This is a genomic window from Mesorhizobium sp. C268A, assembly GCF_040324475.1.
In the GTDB taxonomy this organism is placed as follows: domain Bacteria; phylum Pseudomonadota; class Alphaproteobacteria; order Rhizobiales; family Rhizobiaceae; genus Mesorhizobium.
Map to the genome: position 1 here is coordinate 1,845,309 of NZ_JAMYVX010000001.1, position 20,317 is coordinate 1,865,625.

Sequence of the window (20,317 nt, forward strand, 5' to 3'; positions counted from 1 at the left end):
CGGCGTTCAACCCTCAAGCCGTCTTCTGCACCACCAGCCCCAGTTCCTCCACCATCGCTTCCCGCATCAGAAACTTCTGCGGCTTGCCCGTCACCGTCATCGGCAGTTCGGTGCGGAAGCGGATGTAGCGGGGGATTTTGTAGTGGGCGATCTGGCCGGCGCAGAAATTCTTGATCTCCTGCTCGGTGGCGATCTGGTTGGGCTTCAGCACGATCCAGGCGCACAGCTCCTCGCCATATTTGGCGTCGGGAATGCCGAACACCTGCACCTCCTTGACCTTGGGATGGCGGTAGAGGAATTCCTCGACCTCTCTGGGATAGACGTTTTCGCCGCCGCGGATGACCATGTCCTTGACCCGGCCGACAATGTTGCAATAGCCCTCGGCGTCGATGGTGGCGAGATCACCGGTGTGCATCCAGCCGTCGGCGTCGATCGCCTCGCGGGTTTTTTCCGCGTCGTCCCAGTAGCCTTTCATGACGGAATAGCCGCGGGTGCACAGCTCGCCCGGCGCGCCGACGGCGACGGTGGCGCCCTCGGCGTCGATGGCCTTGACCTCGACATGCGGATGGATGCGGCCGACAGTGGAGACGCGTTTTTCCAGCGGATCGTCGACGCTGCTCTGGAACGAGACCGGGCTGGTCTCGGTCATGCCGTAGGCGATGGTCACCTCTTCCATATGCATCAGCGTCACCACCTTCTTCATCACCTCGATCGGGCATGGTGAGCCCGCCATGATGCCGGTGCGCAGGCTGGAGAGATCGAAGCTGGTGAAGTCGGCGTGGTCAAGCATGGCGACGAACATGGTCGGCACGCCGTAGAGGCCGGTGCAGCGTTCCTGCGCCACCGCCTTCAGCGTCGCGCCGGCGTCAAAACCCTCGCCAGGAAACACCATGGTCGCGCCCTTGGTGACGCAGCCCATCGTGCCCATCGACATGCCGAAGCAGTGGTAGAGCGGCACCGGGATGCAGAGCCGGTCGTCGACGGTGAGCTTGGTTGCCGCGGTGACGAAATTGCCGTTGTTGACGATGTTGGTGTGGGTCAGCGTCGCGCCCTTGGGCGCGCCCGTCGTGCCCGAAGTGAACTGGATGTTGATGGCTTCGCCCGGCTTCAACCCTTCGGAGATGCGGTCGAGGCTGTCATGCTCGTCACGGCCGGCCATCGACAGCACGTCGGCGAAATTGAACATGCCGGGCGAGTTGTCATCGCCCATGCGGATGACGATCTTCAGCGCCGGCAATTTCTGCGCCTTGAGCTTGCCGGGGGTGGCCTTGGCGAGCTCAGGCGCCAGCGTCTCGATCATGCCGAGATAGTCGGAGGTCTTGAAACTGGCGGCGGTGACCAGCGCCTTGCAGCCGACCTTGTTGAGGGCATATTCCAGCTCCGTCAGCCGGTAGGCCGGGTTGATGTTGACCAGGATCAGGCCGATGCGAGCGGTGGCGAATTGGGTGACCAGCCATTCCCAGCGGTTGGGCGACCAGATGCCGACACGGTCGCCTTTTTCGAGGCCGAGCGCCAGGAAGCCGGCGGCGAGCGTATCGACCGTGTCCGACAATTCGCTCCAGGTGAAGCGCTTGTCCTGGCCGACGAAGACGGCAGCATCCTGCGTGGCGTATTTGCTGACCGTGCCGGAGAAAAGCTGAGGGATCGTCTTGTCGAGCAGCGGCACCGAACGGTCGCCCGACACATGTGCCCGGCCGTCGAGCGGAGCGATGAAAGCCCTGCCGCGCCCGCGCAGATTGGTGGCGTTCTTGAGCTCGTCGAGATTGATCGCCATCGCCGTTTCCTCCCGGGATATGGCGAGCCTATCAGCCTGATGGGATGGTGGAAAGTAGAGGCGGTTCCCCTCCCCCTCGCGGGGAGGGTGCCTCGCGAAGCGAGGCGGGTGGGACCCTCGGCGAAGTGCTCGACTTCCTTGCTCACGGTCGACCCGGCTTGGGTCGTCTCGCGTCGAGCACTGCCGGAGCGACCCCACCCGTCCATCCGCCTTTGGCGGCTGTCCACCCTCCCCTCAAGGGGGAGGGAGCGCGCTCATCTTCGCGGCTATTTCCCGCACTAGCGCCTCATCCGCAGCAGCACGATCTTTCCTGGCAGCCACGAGGCAGGCCTGCGACTTCAGCACAACCCCATCGGCCAGCACCTTGAGATGGTTGGCGCGTAGGGTCGAGCCGGTGGTGGTGATGTCGACGATGACATCGGCAAGGCCTGCCGCCGGCGCGCCTTCGGTGGCGCCGAGGCTTTCGACGATGCGGTAAACCTGGATGCCGTGCTTTTGCGAGAAGAATTGTTGCGTCAGCCGCCAATATTTGGTTGCGATCCTCAGCCGCCTGCCGTGGCGCTGGCGGAAATCGGCGGCGACATCGTCGAGATCGGCCATGGTATCGACGTCGAGCCAGATGGCGGGCACCGCGACCACGACATCGGCATGGCCGAAGCCGAGGCGAGCGACGATTTCGGCGCGCGCCTCCCAGTCGGCGAGGTTTTCGCGCAGCAGATCCTCGCCGGTAATGCCGAGGTCGACCGAACCTTGCCCAATCTCGCCGGCGATTTCGGACGCCGACAGGAACGCCACCTCGATGCCCTCAGTGCCGTCGATGCGGGCGCGGTACTGGCGCTCATCGCCGGGCAGGCTGACGGCAAGCCCGGCCCTGGCCAGTACCTCCACGGCCTGCTCCTTGAGCCGGCCTTTCGATGGGATCGCCAGCGTGATCATTGCGGCTCTCCCCGCAGCGCTTCGATGCGGTCGAGCCAGACAGAGAAGCCGACGCCGGGGATCGGCGTCTTGGCGCCGAGCAGGGTCAGCAGCCGGTCGTAGCGACCGCCGCCGGCCAGCGGCCGCTCGCCACCAAGTGCTGCGATCTCGAAGACGATGCCGGTGTAGTAATCCAGCGGACGGCCGAAGGCAGCGTCGTAGCGGATCGTCTTTGCAGGCAGGCCATGTGCCTCGATGGCTTTGGCGCGGGCGGCGAATTTTTCCAGCGCCGCGCCCAGCGAAAGCCCGGCAGAGGCCGCAAAACTTTCGAGCGCAGCACTCGCGCCGTCGAGCGGCACGTCGATGGCGAGAAAATCCCTGAGCGCCGCAAACGCTTCGTTCGACAACCGCACGCTGCGCAGTTCGGCCTTTTCGATCAGCCGCCGGGCAATGTCGGCGGGCGCGCGTCCGCCGGATGCCAGCAGGCCGGCCTCTTCCATGCCGCCGGCAATGTGGGCGGAAAGCGCTTCGAGATCGCCATCGAGGACAAGGGCCGCGACTTCGCCGTCAAGCTGACCGTTGCGTGGCGGGTTGGCGAGATCGGACAACGCTGCCTGCAGCATCGGCGCCGAACCGAAGGCGCGCGCAAGTCGCATGCGCCAGCCGCGCGGCAGGCCGAGGGCCGCCAGCACCGCCTCGAAGATGGTCTGGTCGCCGAGCGTGATCGCAAGAGGTTGCGCCGGCAGCACCAGCTGCAGCAGCGCATGCGCATCGGCCAGCGAACGCGCATCGGCCTTGGCCGTATCGCGGTCGCCGAGATCCTCGATGCCGGCTTGGAAAAACTCGTTGCCGCCCTCGCGGCGCTGGCGGAACACTTCGCCGAGATAGCTATAGCGGCGCGGCGTGCCGGCCTGCGAGGCGATGTGGTCGAGGCAGACGGGGATGGTGAATTCCGGCCGCAGACACAGCGTCTTGCCGGTCTCGCTTTCGGTGAGGAAGATGCGGCGGCGCAAATCCTCGCCGGCCATGTCGAGGAACGGATCGGCCGGCTGCAGCACGGCGACCTCCACCGCATGGGTGTTGCGGGTGGCGAAGAGCTTGGTGATTTCGGATGCGATGGCGGGGCGGGAGGTCATGGGCGGCGCGAGGCACCCCCCTCTGGCCTGCCGGCCATCTCCCCCTCAAGGGGGGAGATTGGCAGCTTACGGCGCAGCGCCTCTTCTTCACCGGCGGAGATTGGCGAAAGCCTACGCAACATCCAATCTCCCCCCTTGAGGGGGAGATGGCCGGCAGGCCAGAGGGGGGCGTTCAAGCGCCACCCTTCGCACGGTCAGCGGCCTGCGCAGCCAAAATCTTCTTCACCTCGGCGACCAGCTCAGCCTCCGGCACCGTGACCTGTGCCGGTCTTGCGGCGCGCCATTCGGCGTTGTCGGTGATCTCAGCCGACATCCGCGCGCCTTCGATCAGATCCTTGATCTGCAGCTCGCCCTTGGCGCGCTCATCGCCGCCCTGGATAACGGAGACCGGGCTGCCGCGGCGGTCGGCATATTTCAGCTGCGCCTTCATGCCGGCGCCGCCGAGATACATTTCGGAACGGATGCCGGCGGCGCGTAGCTCTGCGACCATCTTCTGGTAGCGGCCAAGGCTATCGGTATCCTTGTCCATGACCAGCACGACGACCGGCGCGATGACATCGGTGGGGTCCAGCTTGCCGAGGTTCTTCAGCGCCGTCATCAGGCGGGAGACGCCGATCGAAAAGCCGGTAGCCGGCACCGGCTCGCCACGGAAGCGCGAGACCAGCCCGTCATAGCGGCCGCCACCGCCGACCGAACCGAAGCGCACGATCTGGCCGTCTTCGTTGGGGATTTCGGCGAGCAATTCGGCTTCGAAGACCGGGCCGGTGTAGTATTCGAGGCCGCGCACGACGGAGCGGTCCATGGCGATGCGATCTTCGCCATATCCGGCCGCCCTGACCAGGGCTTCAATCGTCGCGAGCTCGCCGACGCCTTCTTGGTAAGTCGAGTTCGAGCTCACTATGGAAACCTGGTCGACCTGTGCGTTCCTTGCCGTGGCGAGAAGAACTGCTTCAGCTTGCCCGTCGTCCAAACCAGCGCCCTTGGCGAAGTCGCCCTCGCCTTCCTTGCCGCCATCCCATCGGCCCGGCCCAAGCAGAAGCTTCACGCCTTCCGGCCCGAGCTTGTCCAGCTTGTCGATGGCGCGCAGCACGGTCAGCCGGCGGCCGGCATTGTTGTCACCGCCAAGGCCGATCGCCTCCAGCACGCCATCCAGCACCTTGCGGTTGTTGACCCGGATGACGTAGTCGCCACGCTTGATGCCAAGCGCTTCCATCACGTCGGCCATCATCATGGCCATCTCGGCGTCGGCTGCGACGCCCGGCGTACCGATCGTGTCGGCGTCGAACTGCATGAACTGGCGGAAGCGGCCCGGGCCGGGCTTTTCGTTGCGGAACACCCAGCCGGAGCGGTAGCTGCGATAGGGTTTCGGCAGCTTCTCAAAATTCTCGGCGACGAAACGCGCCGTCGGCGCAGTCAAATCATAGCGCAGCGACAGCCACTGCTCATCATCGTCCTGGAACGAGAAAACGCCTTCGTTCGGCCGGTCCTGGTCGGGCAGGAATTTGCCGAGCGCATCGGTGTACTCGATCAGCGGCTGGTCGGCCGGCTCGAAACCGTAGAGCTCATAGACCGAACGGATCGTCGCCATCATCTTCTCGACGGCGCGGATATCGTCGGCGCTGCGGTCGGCAAAGCCGCGCGGCAGCCGCGCTTTCGTCTTTTCCGATTTGTCGGCCATGGGATGGGTCTTTTCGCTTAGTAATCGATGACTTGTTTGGAGTGGGCGTGTCCTAACCGAAGCGGCTTGGTGCGGCAAGGGTTTGCGCTCTTTCCTTCTCCTTCGAAACGAAACGCACCAAAAGGAAACAATTCCGCCATCGGCGCGGCATCGTGCCGACACAATCAGAGCCGATAAGCGTGCCGACACAAGGGGTTGGGCCAATGACCACGGCGGAACGCAAATTCGATATCAGAGACGACGGCTTGCATGAAGTCCGGCTGCGGCCGGCCGAGAGCCGTGCGCAGGTGACGGCGAGCCCCGGTCCGTTTGAGGTCACTGCCGACGAGCGCAAGGGTTCGACCATGCGCGAGGCGCTGATGACTGGATTGCTGGTGATTTATCCGGCCTTTGCGGCACTGGCGGCGATTGTCGCCGGGCTTTTTCTGACGGGCGCCAGCGGGACGTGAGTTCCTTACCCTCCCCCTTGTGGGGAGGGTCGACGCGTAGCGTCGGGGTGGGGGTGCAGCGCCAAGATACCCCCACCCGCGCCTTCGGCGCGACCTCCCCACAAGGGGGAGGTAGGGGACAGCGCCCTACTTCGGCCTCTTAAAGGCCTTGCGTTCCTTCTCCACCTGCTCCCGGCACACGCAGCCTTCGAGATGGTCGTTGACCAGACCCATCGCCTGCATGAAGGCGTAGACCGTCTCGGGCCGACAAAGGTCCAGCCGCGCTTTTTCAACTCCTTCGAAATCCTGATCGAGACCCCTGTCGTCGGGTTGGCGCGTAGATGCGCCATGTCCACCACCGCCGGCCGCTCCTTCGGCCCCGGCTCGAACTTCCAGAACCAGGCGGCCAGCGAGCCGAACTCGTCGACCATTTCGCACGCCCGTTTGGCGTTGTTGATGGTCGAGACGATCTTGCCGCGGTGGCGGATGATGCCGGCATTGGCGACCAGGCGCTCGACATCCTCGTCGGTGAAGGCAGCGACCTTGTCGAAGTCGAAACCGGCGAAGGCCTCGCGGAAATTCTCGCGCTTGCGCAGAATGGTCAGCCAGGACAGGCCGGACTGAAAGCCTTCGAGGCAGATCTTTTCGAACAGCCTGCGGTCGTCGGCGACCGGCCGGCCCCATTCATGGTCGTGGTAGTGCAGATAGTCCGGCAGATTGCCGTGCCAGAAGCAGCGCGTGATCCCGTCGGAGCCGGTAAGCAGTCCGGTGTTGTCTTGCGCCATGGCCAATCCATCCGTTAACGCGCTTTCGCGCTGCATTTACCGCGGCTTTACCAGATTCCTGAACCCGGCGGTAACCACACCAAAAGGTTTACTGACAAAGCGGCATTTTACGCATTCCGATTCATGTTTCGGTTGCCGCTTCGCGCCAAGGATCGCGCAACCGGGGGCAAGTTCCGCCTCCGTCCGTTCGACGATCAAGGTGCGTTCCGATGAAGATCTTTTTGCGTTCCGTGCTCGGCGCCGTGGCCATTCTGGCCGCCGGCGTCACCTCCTCTGCCGCCAACGACCGCTATGCCGACAGGCCGCCGGTGATGGTGAGCCCCGACCTTTCCGCACCCTGGGTGCTGCAGCTTGGCCGCGCGCCCGGCATCGTGCGGCAGAGCCGACAGGTGGTCCAACAGCCGCGCGTTCGCTATGCGCAGCCGGCGCGACCCGATCGGGTGCGCACTGCTTCCGTGCAGGCGCCGGCCAAGCGCGTGGTGATGCGGCCGCAGATCAATCCGCTCTACCTGCCGCAGGAAGTCGCCTATGACGGCCCGCAGAAGCCGGGCACGATCGTCATCGATACGACGCAGAACTTCCTGTTCCTGGTCGAGAAGAACGGCAAGGCGCGGCGCTATGGCGTCGGCACCGGCAAGCCTGGGTTCGAATGGTCTGGCACGCACAAGATCACCAACAAGCGCGTCTGGCCGGACTGGCGCCCGCCAGCGGAGATGATCAAGCGCGAGGCCGCCAAGGGCCGCTACCTCCCGACCTATCTGGCCGGTGGCGAAGAGAACCCGCTCGGCGCCCGCGCGCTCTATCTCGGCACGACGGAATACCGCATCCACGGCACCAACCAGCCATGGACCATCGGCGGCTCGGTGTCTTCCGGCTGTATCCGCATGCGCAACGAGGACGTGGTTGACCTTTACGAGAGGGTCAATGTTGGAACCACCGTGGTCGTGATATAGTCGCCTACCGAATCATCTGGTCCAGAAGGTTAGACCTTCAGGGTCGGGAAGAGTTTACGGGGGACGGGCCGTGTGGGGATGCGGCCAGTCAGGAAAGGGCAGCCTGGGAAACCGCGCTGCCCTTTCTCTTTGCGGCTATAGCTGAGCCAGGCTGCGCCAGAACGCGCCAGGGGGATGACGGTTCGCTTTCACGCTGCCTTGCCGCATTTCCCCTGCTATAGGGACGGCCAAACTCCCCTGCGCCAAACTCGCTGCAAAGGTTCAGCCATGTCTCCGCCAGACGATAGCCGCTATCTCCGGGGCGGCCCGGTCGCCCAGCGCATCATGGCATCCGTGCGCGAGGATGCCGCCATCGCCACCGCCGAAGGTTTTCCGCCCAAGCTGGTGTCGATCACCGTCGGCGATACCGCTGCCGTCGATGTCTATGTGCGCAACCAGCGCGCCAAGGCCGCGCTTGCCGGCATCGGTTTCGAGGAGCGGCGGTTCCCCGCCGACATCAGCGCCGGCGAACTCGAGGCGGCGATCCACGGCCTGAACGCCGACTCGCGCGTCACCGGCATCATCATCCAGCGGCCGGTGCCGGCGCATATCCCGATCAAGACGCTGCAAGCGGCGGTGCATCCACTGAAGGACGTCGAGGGCATGCATCCGGCGTCGATCGGCAATATCGTCTACAACCAGCTCGACCTCGCGCCTTGCACGGCTGCGGCCTCAGTCGAGCTGCTCAAGGAAACCGGCCTCGACCTCAAGGGGCTCGAAGTTGTCGTCGTCGGCCATTCCGAGATCGTCGGCAAGCCGATTGCCTTCCTGCTGATGAGCGAAGGCGCAACGGTGACGGTGTGCCATCACATGACGCGCTCGGTGGCGGCACATGCGCGCCGCGCCGATGCGCTGTTCGTCGCCGTCGGCAAGCCGCGGTTGATCAAGGCCGACATGGTGAAGCCCGGTGCGGCCGTCATCGACATCGGCATCAATTCCGAGATCGGCCCGGACGGCGCGAGCCGCATCGTCGGCGACGTCGACACCGAGAGCGTGAAGGAAGTCGCGTCCTGGATCACGCCGGTGCCCGGCGGCGTCGGTCCGATCACCGTGGCGATCCTGCTGCGCAACACAATGGTAGCGCTCAGCCGCCAGCGCGCGCGCTACCAGGCGACGTATGGCGTGGTGGACCGGCTGGCAGCGGAATAGCTGCTTACTCGGCGGCGACCAGGTTTCCTTCGGAGACGCCCTCCGGCTTCGGACCACCATAGGCCCAGTCGAGCAGCTTGATCGTGTGCACCACCGGCAGCTTCGCGGCGGAAGCGATCTGGGTGATGCAGCCGATGTTGCCGGTGGCAACGATCTCCGCGCCGGTCGCCTCAATGTTCTTCACCTTGCGGTCACGCAACCTTGCGGAAATCTCCGGCTGCAGGATGTTGTAGGTGCCGGCGGAGCCGCAGCACAGATGCCCCTCGCGCGGTTCGCGCACGACGAAGCCCGCCTTGGACAGCAGCTCCTTCGGCTGGCGGATGATCTTCTGACCGTGCTGCATCGAGCAGGCGGAGTGATAGGCGACGACGGTGCCGGGTTTGCGCACCGGCTCGGGCAGGTCGAGGCTTGCGAGATATTCGGTAATGTCCCTGGCCAGCGCCGAGACCCGCGCGGCCTTGTCGGCATAGGCCGGATCGAGGCGCAGCATGAAGCCGTAGTCCTTGATCGTTGTGCCGCAGCCGGACGCGGTGATGACGATGGCATCGAGCCCGCCCTGGTCGATGGCACGCGTCCACGCATCGACATTCTGCCGGGCCGAGGCAAGGGCTGCTGCCTCGCGGCCCATATGATGGACCAGCGCGCCACAGCAGGCTTCGCCCTGCGGCACCACGACCTCGACGCCAAGCCTGGTCAGCAATGCAATCGTCGTCTCGTTGATGGCGGGGTCGAGTACCGATTGGGCGCAGCCGGTGAGGATGGCGACGCGACCTTTCTTCGTCCCCTTGCCGGCATGGACGCCGGGAGAGGCCATCGGCGAGGCCGCCGGGATCGATGCCGGCGCCAGCTTCAGCATCGCACCCAGCGGCCTCAGCGCCGGCAGCCTTTCGAATAGGCCAATGAATGGCTTGCCCAGTTTCGCCAACTTCAGCGCGGCGCGAAAGCGTGTGGGATAGGGCAGCACCATGGACAGCATGGCGCGGATCAGCCGATCGAGCAGCGGCCGCTTGTAAGTTTCCTCGATATGGGCGCGGGCATGGTCGACCAAGTGCATGTAATTGACGCCCGACGGGCAGGTGGTCATGCAGGCCAGGCAGGACAGGCAACGGTCGATATGGGTGACGATCTGCTTGTCGGCCGGGCGGCCGTTCTCCAGCATGTCCTTGATGAGATAAATCCGCCCGCGTGGCGAATCCAGCTCGTTGCCCAATGTCACATAGGTCGGGCAAGTGGCGGTGCAGAAGCCGCAATGCACGCATTTGCGCAGGATCTTCTCCGATTCCGCGACATGCGGATCGGCGAGCTGGGCAAGGGAGAAGTTGGTTTGCATTATCTTAGCCTTGGGCCATGCGGCCGGGATTGAGGATGGACTTGGGATCGAACTCGGCCTTGAGCCGCGCCGACAGTGCGGCCTTATGCGGTGCCTGCGGCTCGAACACCGGGACGGCGGCGCGATGCGAAGGGGTGGCGCGCACCAGCGTGGCGTGGCCGCCGCCAAGCTTTCTGATCAGCCCGCGCAGCAGGGCGGCCTCGGGATCGCCCTCCTCCATGCGCAGCCAGACCAGCCCGCCCTGCCAGTCGTAGAAGGCGCTGACACCGATCTGCATGCGCAGCGTCAGCACCATCTGATGGGCCTGAGACGGCGCCATGGAGACGCGCCAGACCGGCTTTTCGCTACGGTCGGCGAATGGCGTGCAGTCCCTTATGTCACGCCAGAGGGTATGTGATGTCTCACCTGCGATCTCCTGCAGCGGGCCGGCATTTTTCAGCAGGGTCTTCAGCGCCTCAATGCGATAGGCGACCGATGGGCCAAACCCTTCGACGCGCAGCAGCGTTGCAGCGTCGGTGCCTAGACTGCCCCCGGCAACGCGCGCGGCGATGCGTTCGGGCAGATGGGCCGCGCTCGACACTTCGGCGCTGGAGCCGAGCGCCAGCGCCATGGCGGCAGAGGCGGCATCGTCGAGTAGGCCGCGCATGGCAAGCGTCACCTCGGTCTCGGCCGCCGGCAGCACCTTGAAGGTGACATCGGTGAACACGGCCAGCGTGCCCCAGCTGTTGGCCATCAGCTTCGACAGATCGTAGCCGGTGACATTCTTGACGACGCGGCCGCCGGACTTGAAGGCCTCGCCGCGTCCGGCAACCGCATTGATGCCAAGGATATGGTCGCGCGCGGCGCCCGCCTTCAGCCGGCGCGGGCCGGACAGGTTGGCGGCAAGCACGCCGCCGATCGTGCCTCTTCCCTTGATACCGCCGAACAATGGGCCGTAGTCCATCGGCTCGAAAGCAAGTTGCTGGCCGTTTTCGGCGAGCAGGCTTTCTATATCGGAAAGCGGTGTGCCGGCCTTCGCCGACAGCACCAGTTCGGCCGGCTCGTAGAGGGTGACGCCGGTGAGCTTCGAAAGATCGAGCGTGTGTTCGCTCTGCTGTGGCCGGCCGATGCCGCGCTTGGAGCCGTGGCCGATGGTCTCCAGCGGCGATTCCTCCGCAGCCGCCCATTGGACGGTGGAGAGGACTTCGGTGGATGAGGTGGGAGTGAAGGTGGTCATGGCGACGCGCCGCTTGCGAGTGCAGAGACGTCGAGTTCCTTCGCGCCCCCCTCTGTCCTGCCGGACATCTCCCCCACTTGGGGGAGATTAGCAGCTTTGGCGACCGCGCTTCTCTAGCAACGTCGAAGATTGGCGAAGGCAGAGATGACTGGTGATCTCCCCCCTTGTGGGGGAGATGTCCGGCAGGACAGAGGGGGGCGCGAAGGATCGCCGACGTGAGACATTCCGCCCCCATCAAAACCTCGGAATGTCCGGAAACGCCACCTGGCCGCGATGCACGTGCATGCGCCCAAGCTCCGCGCAGCGGCGCAGTTGTGGAAACACCTTGCCGGGGTTGAGCAAATGATTGGGGTCGAAGGCGCATTTGACGCGCATTTGCTGATCGAGGTCGATCTGGTCGAACATTTCAGGCATCAAGTCGCGCTTCTCGACGCCGACGCCGTGCTCGCCGGTCAAGACGCCGCCGACCTTGACGCAGAGCCGCAAGATGTCGGCGCCAAAACTTTCCGCCTTGTCGAGTTCGCCCGGCACGTTGGCGTCGTAGAGGATCAGCGGATGCAGATTGCCGTCGCCGGCGTGGAAGACATTGGCGACGCCAAGGCCGTATTTCTCCGACAGTTCGCGCATGCCGGCGAGCACACGCGGCAATTCCTTGCGCGGGATGGTGCCATCCATGCAGTAATAGTCGGGCGAGATGCGGCCGACCGCCGGGAAGGCCGCCTTGCGGCCGGCCCAGAAACTCAGCCGCTCCTGTTCGGATTGCGAGATGCGACAGGTGGTGGAGCCGTTCCTATAGGCGATCGCTTCGACGAGACCGATCAGGTGATCGACCTCGACGCCCGGCCCGTCGAGTTCGACGATCAGCAGCGCCTCGACATCAAGGGGGTAGCCGGCATGGACGAAATCTTCCGCGGCATGGATCGCCGGCCGGTCCATCATCTCCATGCCGCCAGGGATAATGCCGGCGCCGATGATGTCGGCGACGCATTGGCCGCCCTGCTCGCTGGTCGGAAAGCCGATCAGCAGAGCGCGGGCCGTCTCCGGCTTTTTCAGGATGCGCACGGTGACCTCGGTGACGACGCCGAGCAGGCCTTCGGACCCCGTCATGACGCCGAGGAGATCATAGCCTTCCGAGTCCAGATGATTGCCGCCCAGGCGCACCACCTCGCCGTTCATCAGCACCATCTCGATGCCGAGCACATTGTTGGCGGTCAGGCCGTATTTCAGGCAGTGCACGCCGCCGGAATTTTCCGCGACATTGCCGCCAATCGAGCACGCGATCTGGGAGGATGGGTCAGGGGCGTAGTAAAAGCCCTCCTGCTCGACGGCAATGGTGATGCCAAGATTGGTGACGCCTGGCTGAGCGACGACGATGCGGTCGGGATAGTCGATGGCAAGGATGCGGTTGAAGCGGCTCATGACCAGCAGCACGGCATCCTCGAGCGGCAGCGCGCCGCCCGACAACGAGGTTCCGGAGCCGCGCGGCACGACACGGATGTTGCGGTCGTTGCAGTATTTCAAGATGCGCGACACCTGCGCCACCGTTTCCGGCAGCACCACGACCAGCGGCAATTGCCGGTAGGCGGTGAGGCCGTCGCTTTCGAAGGCGCGCATCTCATTGGTGGCGTCGACGACGCCCTCGCCCGGCACGATGATGCGCATGTCGGCGACGATCTCCGCCCGCCTTCGCATAGTGGCGTCGTCTGGCTTGGGCATGACAAGGCCGGACATCGGCGGCGTTCTCCGCTTGGCTGGTAAAAATCTTTTACCAATTACATTCGGATGTTGCAAACACCGCGTCGGGCAAAGAGCGTACTGCCCGCCTTCCGCAGCGGCAATCTGCCGCTATTCACCCTCCCCCTTGTGGGGAGGGTCGCGAACGCAGTGAGCGGGGTGGGGGTCCGCGCGACGAAAGCTCTTTACGAGCACCCCCACCCCGATCCGCTATGCGGATCGACCCTCCCAACAAGGGGGAGGGTAAAGTGCGCTCCTACTCCCCCGGATGTTTCGCCGGCTCGGAGTGCATCCGCCTCACTCGCCGCACCCCCCACCAGACCAGCACGATGGCGACCGGCACCGAGGCGGCGGTGACGACTTCGGGCGCAATGGCATGGCCGAAGATCGAGGCGCCCTTGGCAAGGTAGGAGATCAGACCGACGACATAGTAGGACACTGCTGCCACCGACAGGCCCTCGACCGTCTGCTGCAACCGCAGTTGCAGCCGGGCGCGGTTGTTCATCGACGCCAGCAGATCGCGGTTCTGCTTCTCGACCTCGACATCAACCCACGTGCGCAGCAGCGTCGTGGCGCGGGTTAGTTTGCGCGACAGGTTGGCCTGGCGCTCCTCGACCGAACGGCAGGTGCGCATGGCAGGCGCCACCCGCCGCTGCAGGAAGCCGCCCCAAGTGTCGTAGCCGGGCACGGCTTCTTCGTCCAGCGCCTCCAGCCGCTCGACAACGATGCCGTCATAGGCGCGGCTGGCGCCGAAGCGATAGAGGCTGGAGGCGGCATCGGCTTCCAGCTCGGCGGCAAGCTCGGTCAGGTCGGCGAGCAGCGTCTGGCTGTCGCGGGTTTCAGTGACCTTCATTTCCAGCGTGGTCTGCGCCAACCGGTCTTCGATGCGGCGGGCGCGGCTCGACAGGGTCAGCGCCAGCGGCAGGCCGAGCATGGCAAGCGTGCGGTAGGTCTCGACGTCGATCAGCCGCTGCGACAGCGCCCCGGTCCGCGCCGGCGTCAGGCCGCGATCAAGCACCAGGATGCGGGTCAGGCCGTCGCCGTCCTGGCGGAAATCGGTGACGATGGCCGCATTGCCGCGCTCGACCAGCGAATAGCAGAGGCTCGTCGGGTCGAAGGCCGCAATCAGCTTCTCGCTTGCCGGCGTCCATTTGCGGATCTCCAGCCTTATGCCTGAGATCACCGTTCCCGGCGGCGAGAACCCGTTGCCGAAAGGAGAATCCTCCTGCGCCCTGCCGCTTTCGGCAAGCGGCCCTTCCCAAAGATAGGTCGAGAATTCCGTATGCCGCTCCCAGCGCAGCGTGCCCTTGCCCCACTTCATGGCGTGGTGGCGGGCATGACGGTCGGGCGCCGCGATGCCGAGGCGCCGCGACAGTTCGGAGAGCACGGCCATGTCGACGCCGGAGCCGCCCTCGGTCATGAAGGCGAGTTGCACAAGCACGCGCGGCTTCTCGATCAGCGGATGCGGCCGGGCATGGACCTCGCCGATCGCGCCGGGCCGTCCCTCATGCGCGGGAAAGCCCATCACGCTGCCCTGGGCGCGCGGCTGGAATTCGAGGTTGGACGTCTCGTCCGACACGGTGGTCCCCCTGTTCTCGACCCTTCGTGTGATGGCGTCCTCTAAAGGCAATCCATGAGGCGCGTAAACACCAAAGTCTAGCATCGTAGGTCCTGCCGGCGCGACGCGCAGACCGACCCGATTGGGCAAATTGGATAAATAATTTGACCAGTTGGCGACGCTGGCTTTATCTTGCGCGACGCCGGTTCAATTTCCCAGGCCCCCGTTGAGCGATATTTTCTCCAGGATCGAGCATTCGCGCACCGCCGACGAGGTGGTGCAGCAGATCGAAAGCCTGATCCTTGAAGGCGTGCTGCGCACCGGCGACCGGCTGCCGGGCGAGCGCGAGCTGGCGCGCCAGTTCGACGTGTCGCGGCCGATCCTGCGCGATGCGCTGAAGGCGCTGGAAGGGCGCGGGCTGCTGATCACCAAGGCCGGCGGCGGCACCCATGTCGCCGACGTCATCGGCCAGTTGTTCACCAAGCCGGTGACCGACCTCATCTCGATGCACCGCAAGGCGGTGACCGATTATCTGGAATACCGCCGCGAGATCGAAGGTGTTGCGGCCGAATATGCGGCGCGGCGCGCGACAGCGGACGACATTGCGCTGCTCGACCGCATCGTGGCGCGCATGGACGAGGCGCACCGCACCGGCGATTTCGACGACGAGGCGGAAATCGACGTCGAGTTCCACCATGCTGTGTGCGAATGCGCGCACAACATCATCCTCTTGCACACGCTGCGCTCCTGCTACCGGCTGCTGTCTGAAGGCGTGTTCCAGAACCGGCTTCTGGTGTTCAGCGTGCCCGGAGCGCGCGAGGCGCTGCTGGCCCAGCACGGCGCGATCTACAAAGCCGTGAAGGCCGGCGATCCCTCAGCTGCCCGCCAAGCGGCGATGGACCATATCTCCTATGTCGAGCGCTCGATGCTCGAGGCCGAACGCAGCGGCGACTGGCAGCGCGTGTCGCGGCTCAGGCTTAAGCAGCGCTCCGACGCCGACGACGGCTTCAAGACGACTGGCTAACGAGGAACCACCATGAGCGACATCCTCACCATTGCCGATCTCAAGGACCTGGCGCGCCGGCGGGTGCCGAAGATGTTCTTCGACTATGCCGATTCCGGCGCCTGGACCGAAAGCACCTACCGCGCCAACGAAGAGGACTTCCAGAAGATAAAATTCCGTCAGCGCGTACTGGTCGACATGAGCAACCGCTCGCTGGAATCGACCATGATCGGCGAGAAAGTGGCGATGCCGGTGGCGCTTGCCCCAACTGGAATGACCGGCATGCAGCATGCCGATGGCGAGATGCTGGCCGCGCAGGCGGCAGAGGAATTCGGCGTGCCGTTCACGCTGTCGACGATGAGCATCTGCTCGATCGAGGATGTCGCGTCGGTGACCAAGAAGCCGTTCTGGTTCCAGCTCTACGTGCTTCGCGACAAGGATTTCGTGCTCGACCTGATCGACAGGGCGAAGGCTGCAAAATGCTCGGCGCTGGTGTTGACGCTCGACCTGCAGATCTTGGGGCAGCGCCACAAGGATGTCCGCAACGGGCTGTCGGCGCCGCCCAAGATGACGCTGGCCAACATTGCCAACATCGCCATGCGGCCACGCTGGCTGATGGGCATTGCCGGCACCAAGCGCCGCACCTTCCGCAACATTGTCGGCCATGCCAAGGGCGTCGGCGACGTCGCTTCGCTGGCATCGTGGACGACGGAGCAGTTCGACCCGCATCTGTCGTGGAAGGATGTCGCCTGGATCAAGGAACGTTGGGGCGGCAAGCTGATCCTGAAAGGCATTCTCGACAAGGAGGACGCGCTGATGGCGGTCGAGACCGGCGCCGACGCCATCATCGTTTCCAACCATGGCGGGCGCCAGCTCGACGGCGCATCGTCGTCAATCATGGCGCTGGAAGAGATCGCCGATGCCGTCGGCGACAGGATCGAGGTGCATATGGACGGCGGCATCCGCTCGGGCCAGGACGTGCTGAAGGCGCTTTGCCTCGGCGCCAAGGGCACCTATATCGGCCGCCCGTTCCTGTACGGATTGGGCGCCATGGGCAAGCAAGGCGTGACCCTGGCGCTGGACATCATCCGCAAGGAGATGGACATCACGCTGGCACTGTGCGGCAAGCGGCTGGTGACCGACATGGGCAAGGACCAGTTGCGGCGCTAGGGTCTTGTTCACCGATTAGACCCTAGCCTCGCTGGATCACGGAGACGAAGCCGCCTTGACCGAGACCGGCATCCACTACCTCGACGCGCGCGCACCCGATGGCATGCGCCTCTATGCGATCGGCGACGTGCATGGCCGGCTCGATCTGCTCGCCGCCATGCATCGCCGCATCGAGAGCGAACTCGAATACAAGCCGACCAGCGATTGGCGCGTCATCCACCTCGGCGACTATGTCGACCGCGGACCAGAGTCCAAGGGCGTCATAGACTTCCTGATCGAGGCACAGAAACGCGATCCGCGGCATCTGATGCTCGCCGGCAACCACGATATCGGCTTCCTCGACTTTCTCGACGAGCCTGACCCGGAAGGGCTGTTCATCCGTTATGGCGGCGTGCAGACGGCACAATCCTATGGTGTCGACTTAGCGGGACACGCAAGCTGGTTCGGCAAGGCCGAGGCGTTACGGCGGGGACACCAGGCACTGGTCAATGCTGTACCGCAAGCCCATGTCGACTTCCTGCGGTCGCTGCAATTGTCACTGATATCAGGTGATTTCTTCTTATGCCATGCCGGCGTCAGGCCTGACGTGCCGCTGGCGAGCCAGAGCCCGCAGGATCTGGTCTGGATCCGCGACGTCTTCCACAACCATCCAGGGCTTTACCCGAAGGTGATCGTGCACGGCCACACACCGGTGCCGCAGGCGGAGGTGATGCCGAACCGCGTCAATGTCGACACACTCGCCTGGCAGTCAGGCATGCTCAGCGCGCTCGCCGTGGACGGCGCGGACAAGCGTATCCTGACTGTGCAGGGAAAAGCGTTTTAGCGAAGCGCGGCGGTGACGCCGTAGCCGTCGACGGCCTGATGGTTGTTGGCTGCATCGGCGGAATAAATGCCGAGACCGCACAAAACGATGGCAGACAGCATGACAAAGGACAGAAGCGCTGCTTTCACGGACGTCATCTCTAGTTGAGCTTCCTGCATCTGGGCACGAGGCGGTTACCAATGGGTTGAAACCGAGAATTCGTCTCAAAGTTTCGACGATTTCGCGCTTGTAGGTCGATTCTGTATCGGCGGTGTGTCGCGCGGATCACACAGAAGGTTCATCGCGGTTGCATTGCCGATGCATAGCGCGCGCCTTGTAGGATGGCGTTCGGCCACAAACCAAGGACGAAAGAAGTTGTCCCCGGCAGATTCCCCGCCGCGTGCCAATTATGCAACGGCCGCGCGTTGGCTGGGTTCAGATCGTCGCCACCCAGGCGCGGGCAATGGCCAAGCCCGCGGCATCAGCCTCGGGGCCGTTGAGAGCCATTTCGCTGTCGAGGCGATCGTGCCAGTCGGGATGGCGATCGGCAATCAGCGGCGCGAAGGACGTGCTCCAGTCCCTCACCATCGGCCGGTCGGCCTCGAAATGGAACTGGAAGCCGTAGACGGCGCGGCCGATTCGGAACGCCTGGTTCTCAGCAATTTCGCTGCCGGCAAGCCGCACCGCATTTGACGGCAGCGCGAAAGTGTCGTCGTGCCATTCGAAGATGGGGAAATCCTGGGGAAGTGCGCCAAGCACCGGATCGGTTCTGGCGTCCGGCGTCAGCGATACCTTGTGCCAGCCGAATTCCGAGGCGCCGCCGATCTGGTTCTCACCGCCGAAAGTGCGGGCAACCAACTGGCTGCCCAGGCAGATACCGAGAACCGAGCGATCCTTGGCGGCGAAATCGCGGGTCAGTTCGAGCAGCGCCGGGAAATACGGGTAGTCATCGTCGGCCAGCGCATTCTGACCGCCGCCAAGCATCACCATGGCATCGTGTCCGGTCGCGTCGTCCGGCAGCGCATCGCCCTTGTAGGGCCGGCGCAGGTCGAGATCGGCGCCGGCTTCGGCGAGCGCGGCACCAACCTGGCCAAGGCCGGTGTTGTCGTAGTTCTGGACCACCAGCACCCGCATCGCAAAACCCTGCTGACATGAAATGACGCGACGAGCGATATCATGTCGCCCGTATTGCAGCCAAGATGCGTATTCGGGAGAGAGCTATGCCACTGCAGAACCGGGTCGATCCGTTCGGCGCCATCCATGCCATATCCGAGCGCGGCCTGTTCACCGGCAATCGCGGCATCATCCACGATCCTGAGACCAAGACGCTGCTGAAAAAGCGTTGGGCCTTGCCGGCCTGGATCATCTGCGTCTGCCAATTCCGCAATGTGCGGCGCGAGCCGATGGGCAGGAACAGGCCGGGCGGCAGGGCCGGCTGGACCGAGTTGTTCTTCCTCGACGAGGTGACGGCGCTGGCCGCCGGGCACCGTCCCTGTTTCTATTGCCGGCGTGAGCGAGCCACGGATTTTGTCGGGCGTTTCGGCAAAGTCTTCGGTGTAAACGAACCGCGCGCGCCAATGGTGGACAAGCGGCTGCACAAGGAGCGGCTGGCTTCCGGCGGCAAGCCACCTGATGTCACCATGGGAGAGCTTGCCGAATTGCCGGACGGAGCGATGATCGCGGATGGCGGCTCGGCCTATGCGCTGCGCGGCGGCAACGCGCTGCCCTGGTCGTTCGCAGGCTATGGCGATGCGGCGGCCTTCGACAGCCTTGCCGGCCGGTCGCTGCGCCTGCTCACACCGGCCACGACCGTTTCGGTGCTGCGGCACGGTTTTGAACCGGTGTGGCATCGTTCCGCCGAGACTTGACGCCAGGCACCGCCTCGCCCATTCCTCGGCGATGCGCGCCAATTACAAGATGCAGCGGCTGTTCGTGCCGGACGACCTCGCGGCAGGCATCGAATTCGATGCCGGCCAGCAGCAGAGCCATTATCTCATGCATGTGCTGCGGCTCGGCGAAGGCGCCGAGATCCTGGTCTTCAACGGCCGCGACGGCGAGTGGTCGGCGGCGATTGCCACCAGGTCGAAAAGGGCGGTGCGGCTGAAGGTGCTGGCCTCGCAGAGACCGCAACCGCCCCTGCCTGACCTGATCTATTGCTTCGCGCCGCTGAAACAGGGCCGGCTCGACTATCTCGTGCAGAAGGCGGTCGAGATGGGCGCCGGCATCCTGCAGCCGGTGATCACCCAGCACACGCAAGTGGCAAAACCCTCCATCGACCGGCTGCGCGCCAATGTCGTCGAGGCGGCCGAGCAATGCGGCATACTGGCGGTGCCGGAAGTGCGCGAGGCCGAGAAATTCGAGCGCCTGCTCTCCGGCTGGGACAAGGAACGCCGGCTTATCTTCTGCGACGAGGATGCCTCGACCAACAATCCACTGCCAGCGCTGCAGGGGTTGAGGGAAAAGAAACTGGCGCTGATGGTCGGACCGGAAGGCGGCTTTTCCGACGAGGAACGCAAGATGCTGCGGGCGCTCCCCTTCGTCACCGCCATCCCGCTCGGACCGCGCATCCTGCGCGCCGATACGGCAGCGGTGGCGGCGCTTGCGGTGATGCAGGCGACGGTCGGAGACTGGTAAGAAGCGTAAAGAT

General features: G+C 64.6%; 18 protein-coding genes and 1 pseudogene. 8 read left to right on the top strand and 11 right to left on the bottom strand.

The window, feature by feature from the left end:
* Positions 1-13: 13 nt before the first annotated feature.
* The 4 genes from NKL06_RS09115 to hisS all read right to left on the bottom strand — a co-directional run bounded on the left by NKL06_RS09115 (position 14) and on the right by hisS (position 5,503).
* A complete protein-coding gene (locus tag NKL06_RS09115) occupies positions 14-1,774 on the bottom strand; it encodes an AMP-binding protein (protein WP_023692338.1) in 1,761 nt (586 codons plus the stop codon).
* A 234-nt stretch (positions 1,775-2,008) separates the two neighbouring features.
* A complete protein-coding gene (gene hisG, locus NKL06_RS09120; RefSeq protein ID WP_023692339.1) occupies positions 2,009-2,710 on the bottom strand; it encodes an ATP phosphoribosyltransferase in 702 nt (233 codons plus the stop codon).
* Positions 2,707-3,825, bottom strand: coding sequence for an ATP phosphoribosyltransferase regulatory subunit (locus NKL06_RS09125; RefSeq protein ID WP_023807582.1), 1,119 nt, complete (start codon positions 3,823-3,825; stop codon positions 2,707-2,709). The genes hisG and NKL06_RS09125 overlap by 4 nt, the downstream gene beginning before the upstream one ends.
* 172 nt (positions 3,826-3,997) lie before the next feature.
* A complete protein-coding gene (gene hisS / locus NKL06_RS09130) occupies positions 3,998-5,503 on the bottom strand; it encodes a histidine--tRNA ligase (protein WP_352580185.1) in 1,506 nt (501 codons plus the stop codon).
* A gap of 203 nt (positions 5,504-5,706) precedes the next feature.
* Between hisS and NKL06_RS09135 the strand changes: the two genes are divergently transcribed.
* Positions 5,707-5,952, top strand: a complete 246-nt coding sequence (locus NKL06_RS09135) for a hypothetical protein (protein WP_023692341.1) — start codon at positions 5,707-5,709, stop codon at positions 5,950-5,952.
* A 126-nt stretch (positions 5,953-6,078) separates the two neighbouring features.
* On the opposite strand, the pseudogene NKL06_RS09140 reads toward NKL06_RS09135, so the two are convergent.
* Positions 6,079-6,716: pseudogene (locus NKL06_RS09140) on the bottom strand (DNA-3-methyladenine glycosylase I).
* A gap of 209 nt (positions 6,717-6,925) precedes the next feature.
* Between NKL06_RS09140 and NKL06_RS09145 the strand changes: the two are divergent.
* Complete coding sequence (locus NKL06_RS09145) at positions 6,926-7,669, top strand: L,D-transpeptidase (protein ID WP_023692344.1); 744 nt, start codon at positions 6,926-6,928, stop codon at positions 7,667-7,669.
* A gap of 267 nt (positions 7,670-7,936) precedes the next feature.
* Entirely contained in the window at positions 7,937-8,857 is a 921-nt protein-coding gene (locus tag NKL06_RS09150) for a bifunctional 5,10-methylenetetrahydrofolate dehydrogenase/5,10-methenyltetrahydrofolate cyclohydrolase (RefSeq protein ID WP_023692345.1), read from the top strand.
* Between the two features lie 4 nt (positions 8,858-8,861).
* Here the strand turns inward: NKL06_RS09150 and glcF are convergent, their stop codons facing one another.
* From glcF to NKL06_RS09170, 4 genes are all read right to left on the bottom strand, one after another.
* On the bottom strand, positions 8,862-10,187 hold the full coding sequence (gene glcF, locus NKL06_RS09155; RefSeq protein WP_023692346.1) for a glycolate oxidase subunit GlcF: 1,326 nt from the start codon (positions 10,185-10,187) through the stop codon (positions 8,862-8,864).
* A gap of 4 nt (positions 10,188-10,191) precedes the next feature.
* Positions 10,192-11,403, bottom strand: a complete 1,212-nt coding sequence (locus tag NKL06_RS09160; protein WP_023692347.1) for an FAD-binding protein — start codon at positions 11,401-11,403, stop codon at positions 10,192-10,194.
* A gap of 234 nt (positions 11,404-11,637) precedes the next feature.
* Entirely contained in the window at positions 11,638-13,134 is a 1,497-nt protein-coding gene (locus NKL06_RS09165) for an FAD-linked oxidase C-terminal domain-containing protein (protein ID WP_286439457.1), read from the bottom strand.
* Positions 13,135-13,393: 259 nt separating this feature from the next.
* The gene (locus NKL06_RS09170) at positions 13,394-14,716 is read right to left on the bottom strand and encodes a DUF3422 family protein (RefSeq protein WP_023686827.1); all 1,323 of its coding nucleotides are present in this window, start codon (positions 14,714-14,716) and stop codon (positions 13,394-13,396) included.
* A 205-nt stretch (positions 14,717-14,921) separates the two neighbouring features.
* On the opposite strand from NKL06_RS09170, the gene NKL06_RS09175 reads away from it, so the two are divergent.
* From NKL06_RS09175 to NKL06_RS09185, 3 genes are read left to right on the top strand one after another with little or no spacing between them, the layout of a single operon-like run.
* Positions 14,922-15,719: an FCD domain-containing protein gene (locus NKL06_RS09175; protein ID WP_023692349.1), complete on the top strand. Its 798-nt coding sequence runs from the start codon at positions 14,922-14,924 to the stop codon at positions 15,717-15,719.
* Between the two features lie 12 nt (positions 15,720-15,731).
* Positions 15,732-16,868 (top strand): alpha-hydroxy acid oxidase, encoded by a 1,137-nt coding sequence (locus NKL06_RS09180; protein ID WP_023681836.1) that lies wholly within the window; start codon positions 15,732-15,734, stop codon positions 16,866-16,868.
* 55 nt (positions 16,869-16,923) lie between these two features.
* Complete coding sequence (locus NKL06_RS09185; RefSeq protein ID WP_023681837.1) at positions 16,924-17,691, top strand: metallophosphoesterase family protein; 768 nt, start codon at positions 16,924-16,926, stop codon at positions 17,689-17,691.
* On the opposite strand, the gene NKL06_RS09190 is transcribed toward NKL06_RS09185, so the two are convergent.
* Positions 17,688-17,828, bottom strand: coding sequence for a hypothetical protein (locus tag NKL06_RS09190; RefSeq protein ID WP_006206855.1), 141 nt, complete (start codon positions 17,826-17,828; stop codon positions 17,688-17,690). The genes NKL06_RS09185 and NKL06_RS09190 overlap by 4 nt on opposite strands.
* 277 nt (positions 17,829-18,105) lie before the next feature.
* Positions 18,106-18,804, bottom strand: a complete 699-nt coding sequence (locus NKL06_RS09195; RefSeq protein ID WP_023692350.1) for a type 1 glutamine amidotransferase — start codon at positions 18,802-18,804, stop codon at positions 18,106-18,108.
* Positions 18,805-18,890: 86 nt separating this feature from the next.
* Between NKL06_RS09195 and NKL06_RS09200 the strand changes: the two genes are divergently transcribed.
* Both NKL06_RS09200 and NKL06_RS09205 read left to right on the top strand, forming a co-directional pair.
* Positions 18,891-19,538, top strand: a complete 648-nt coding sequence (locus NKL06_RS09200; protein ID WP_023692351.1) for a hypothetical protein — start codon at positions 18,891-18,893, stop codon at positions 19,536-19,538.
* A gap of 31 nt (positions 19,539-19,569) precedes the next feature.
* On the top strand, positions 19,570-20,304 hold the full coding sequence (locus NKL06_RS09205; protein ID WP_023692352.1) for a 16S rRNA (uracil(1498)-N(3))-methyltransferase: 735 nt from the start codon (positions 19,570-19,572) through the stop codon (positions 20,302-20,304).
* Positions 20,305-20,317: the final 13 nt, after the last annotated feature.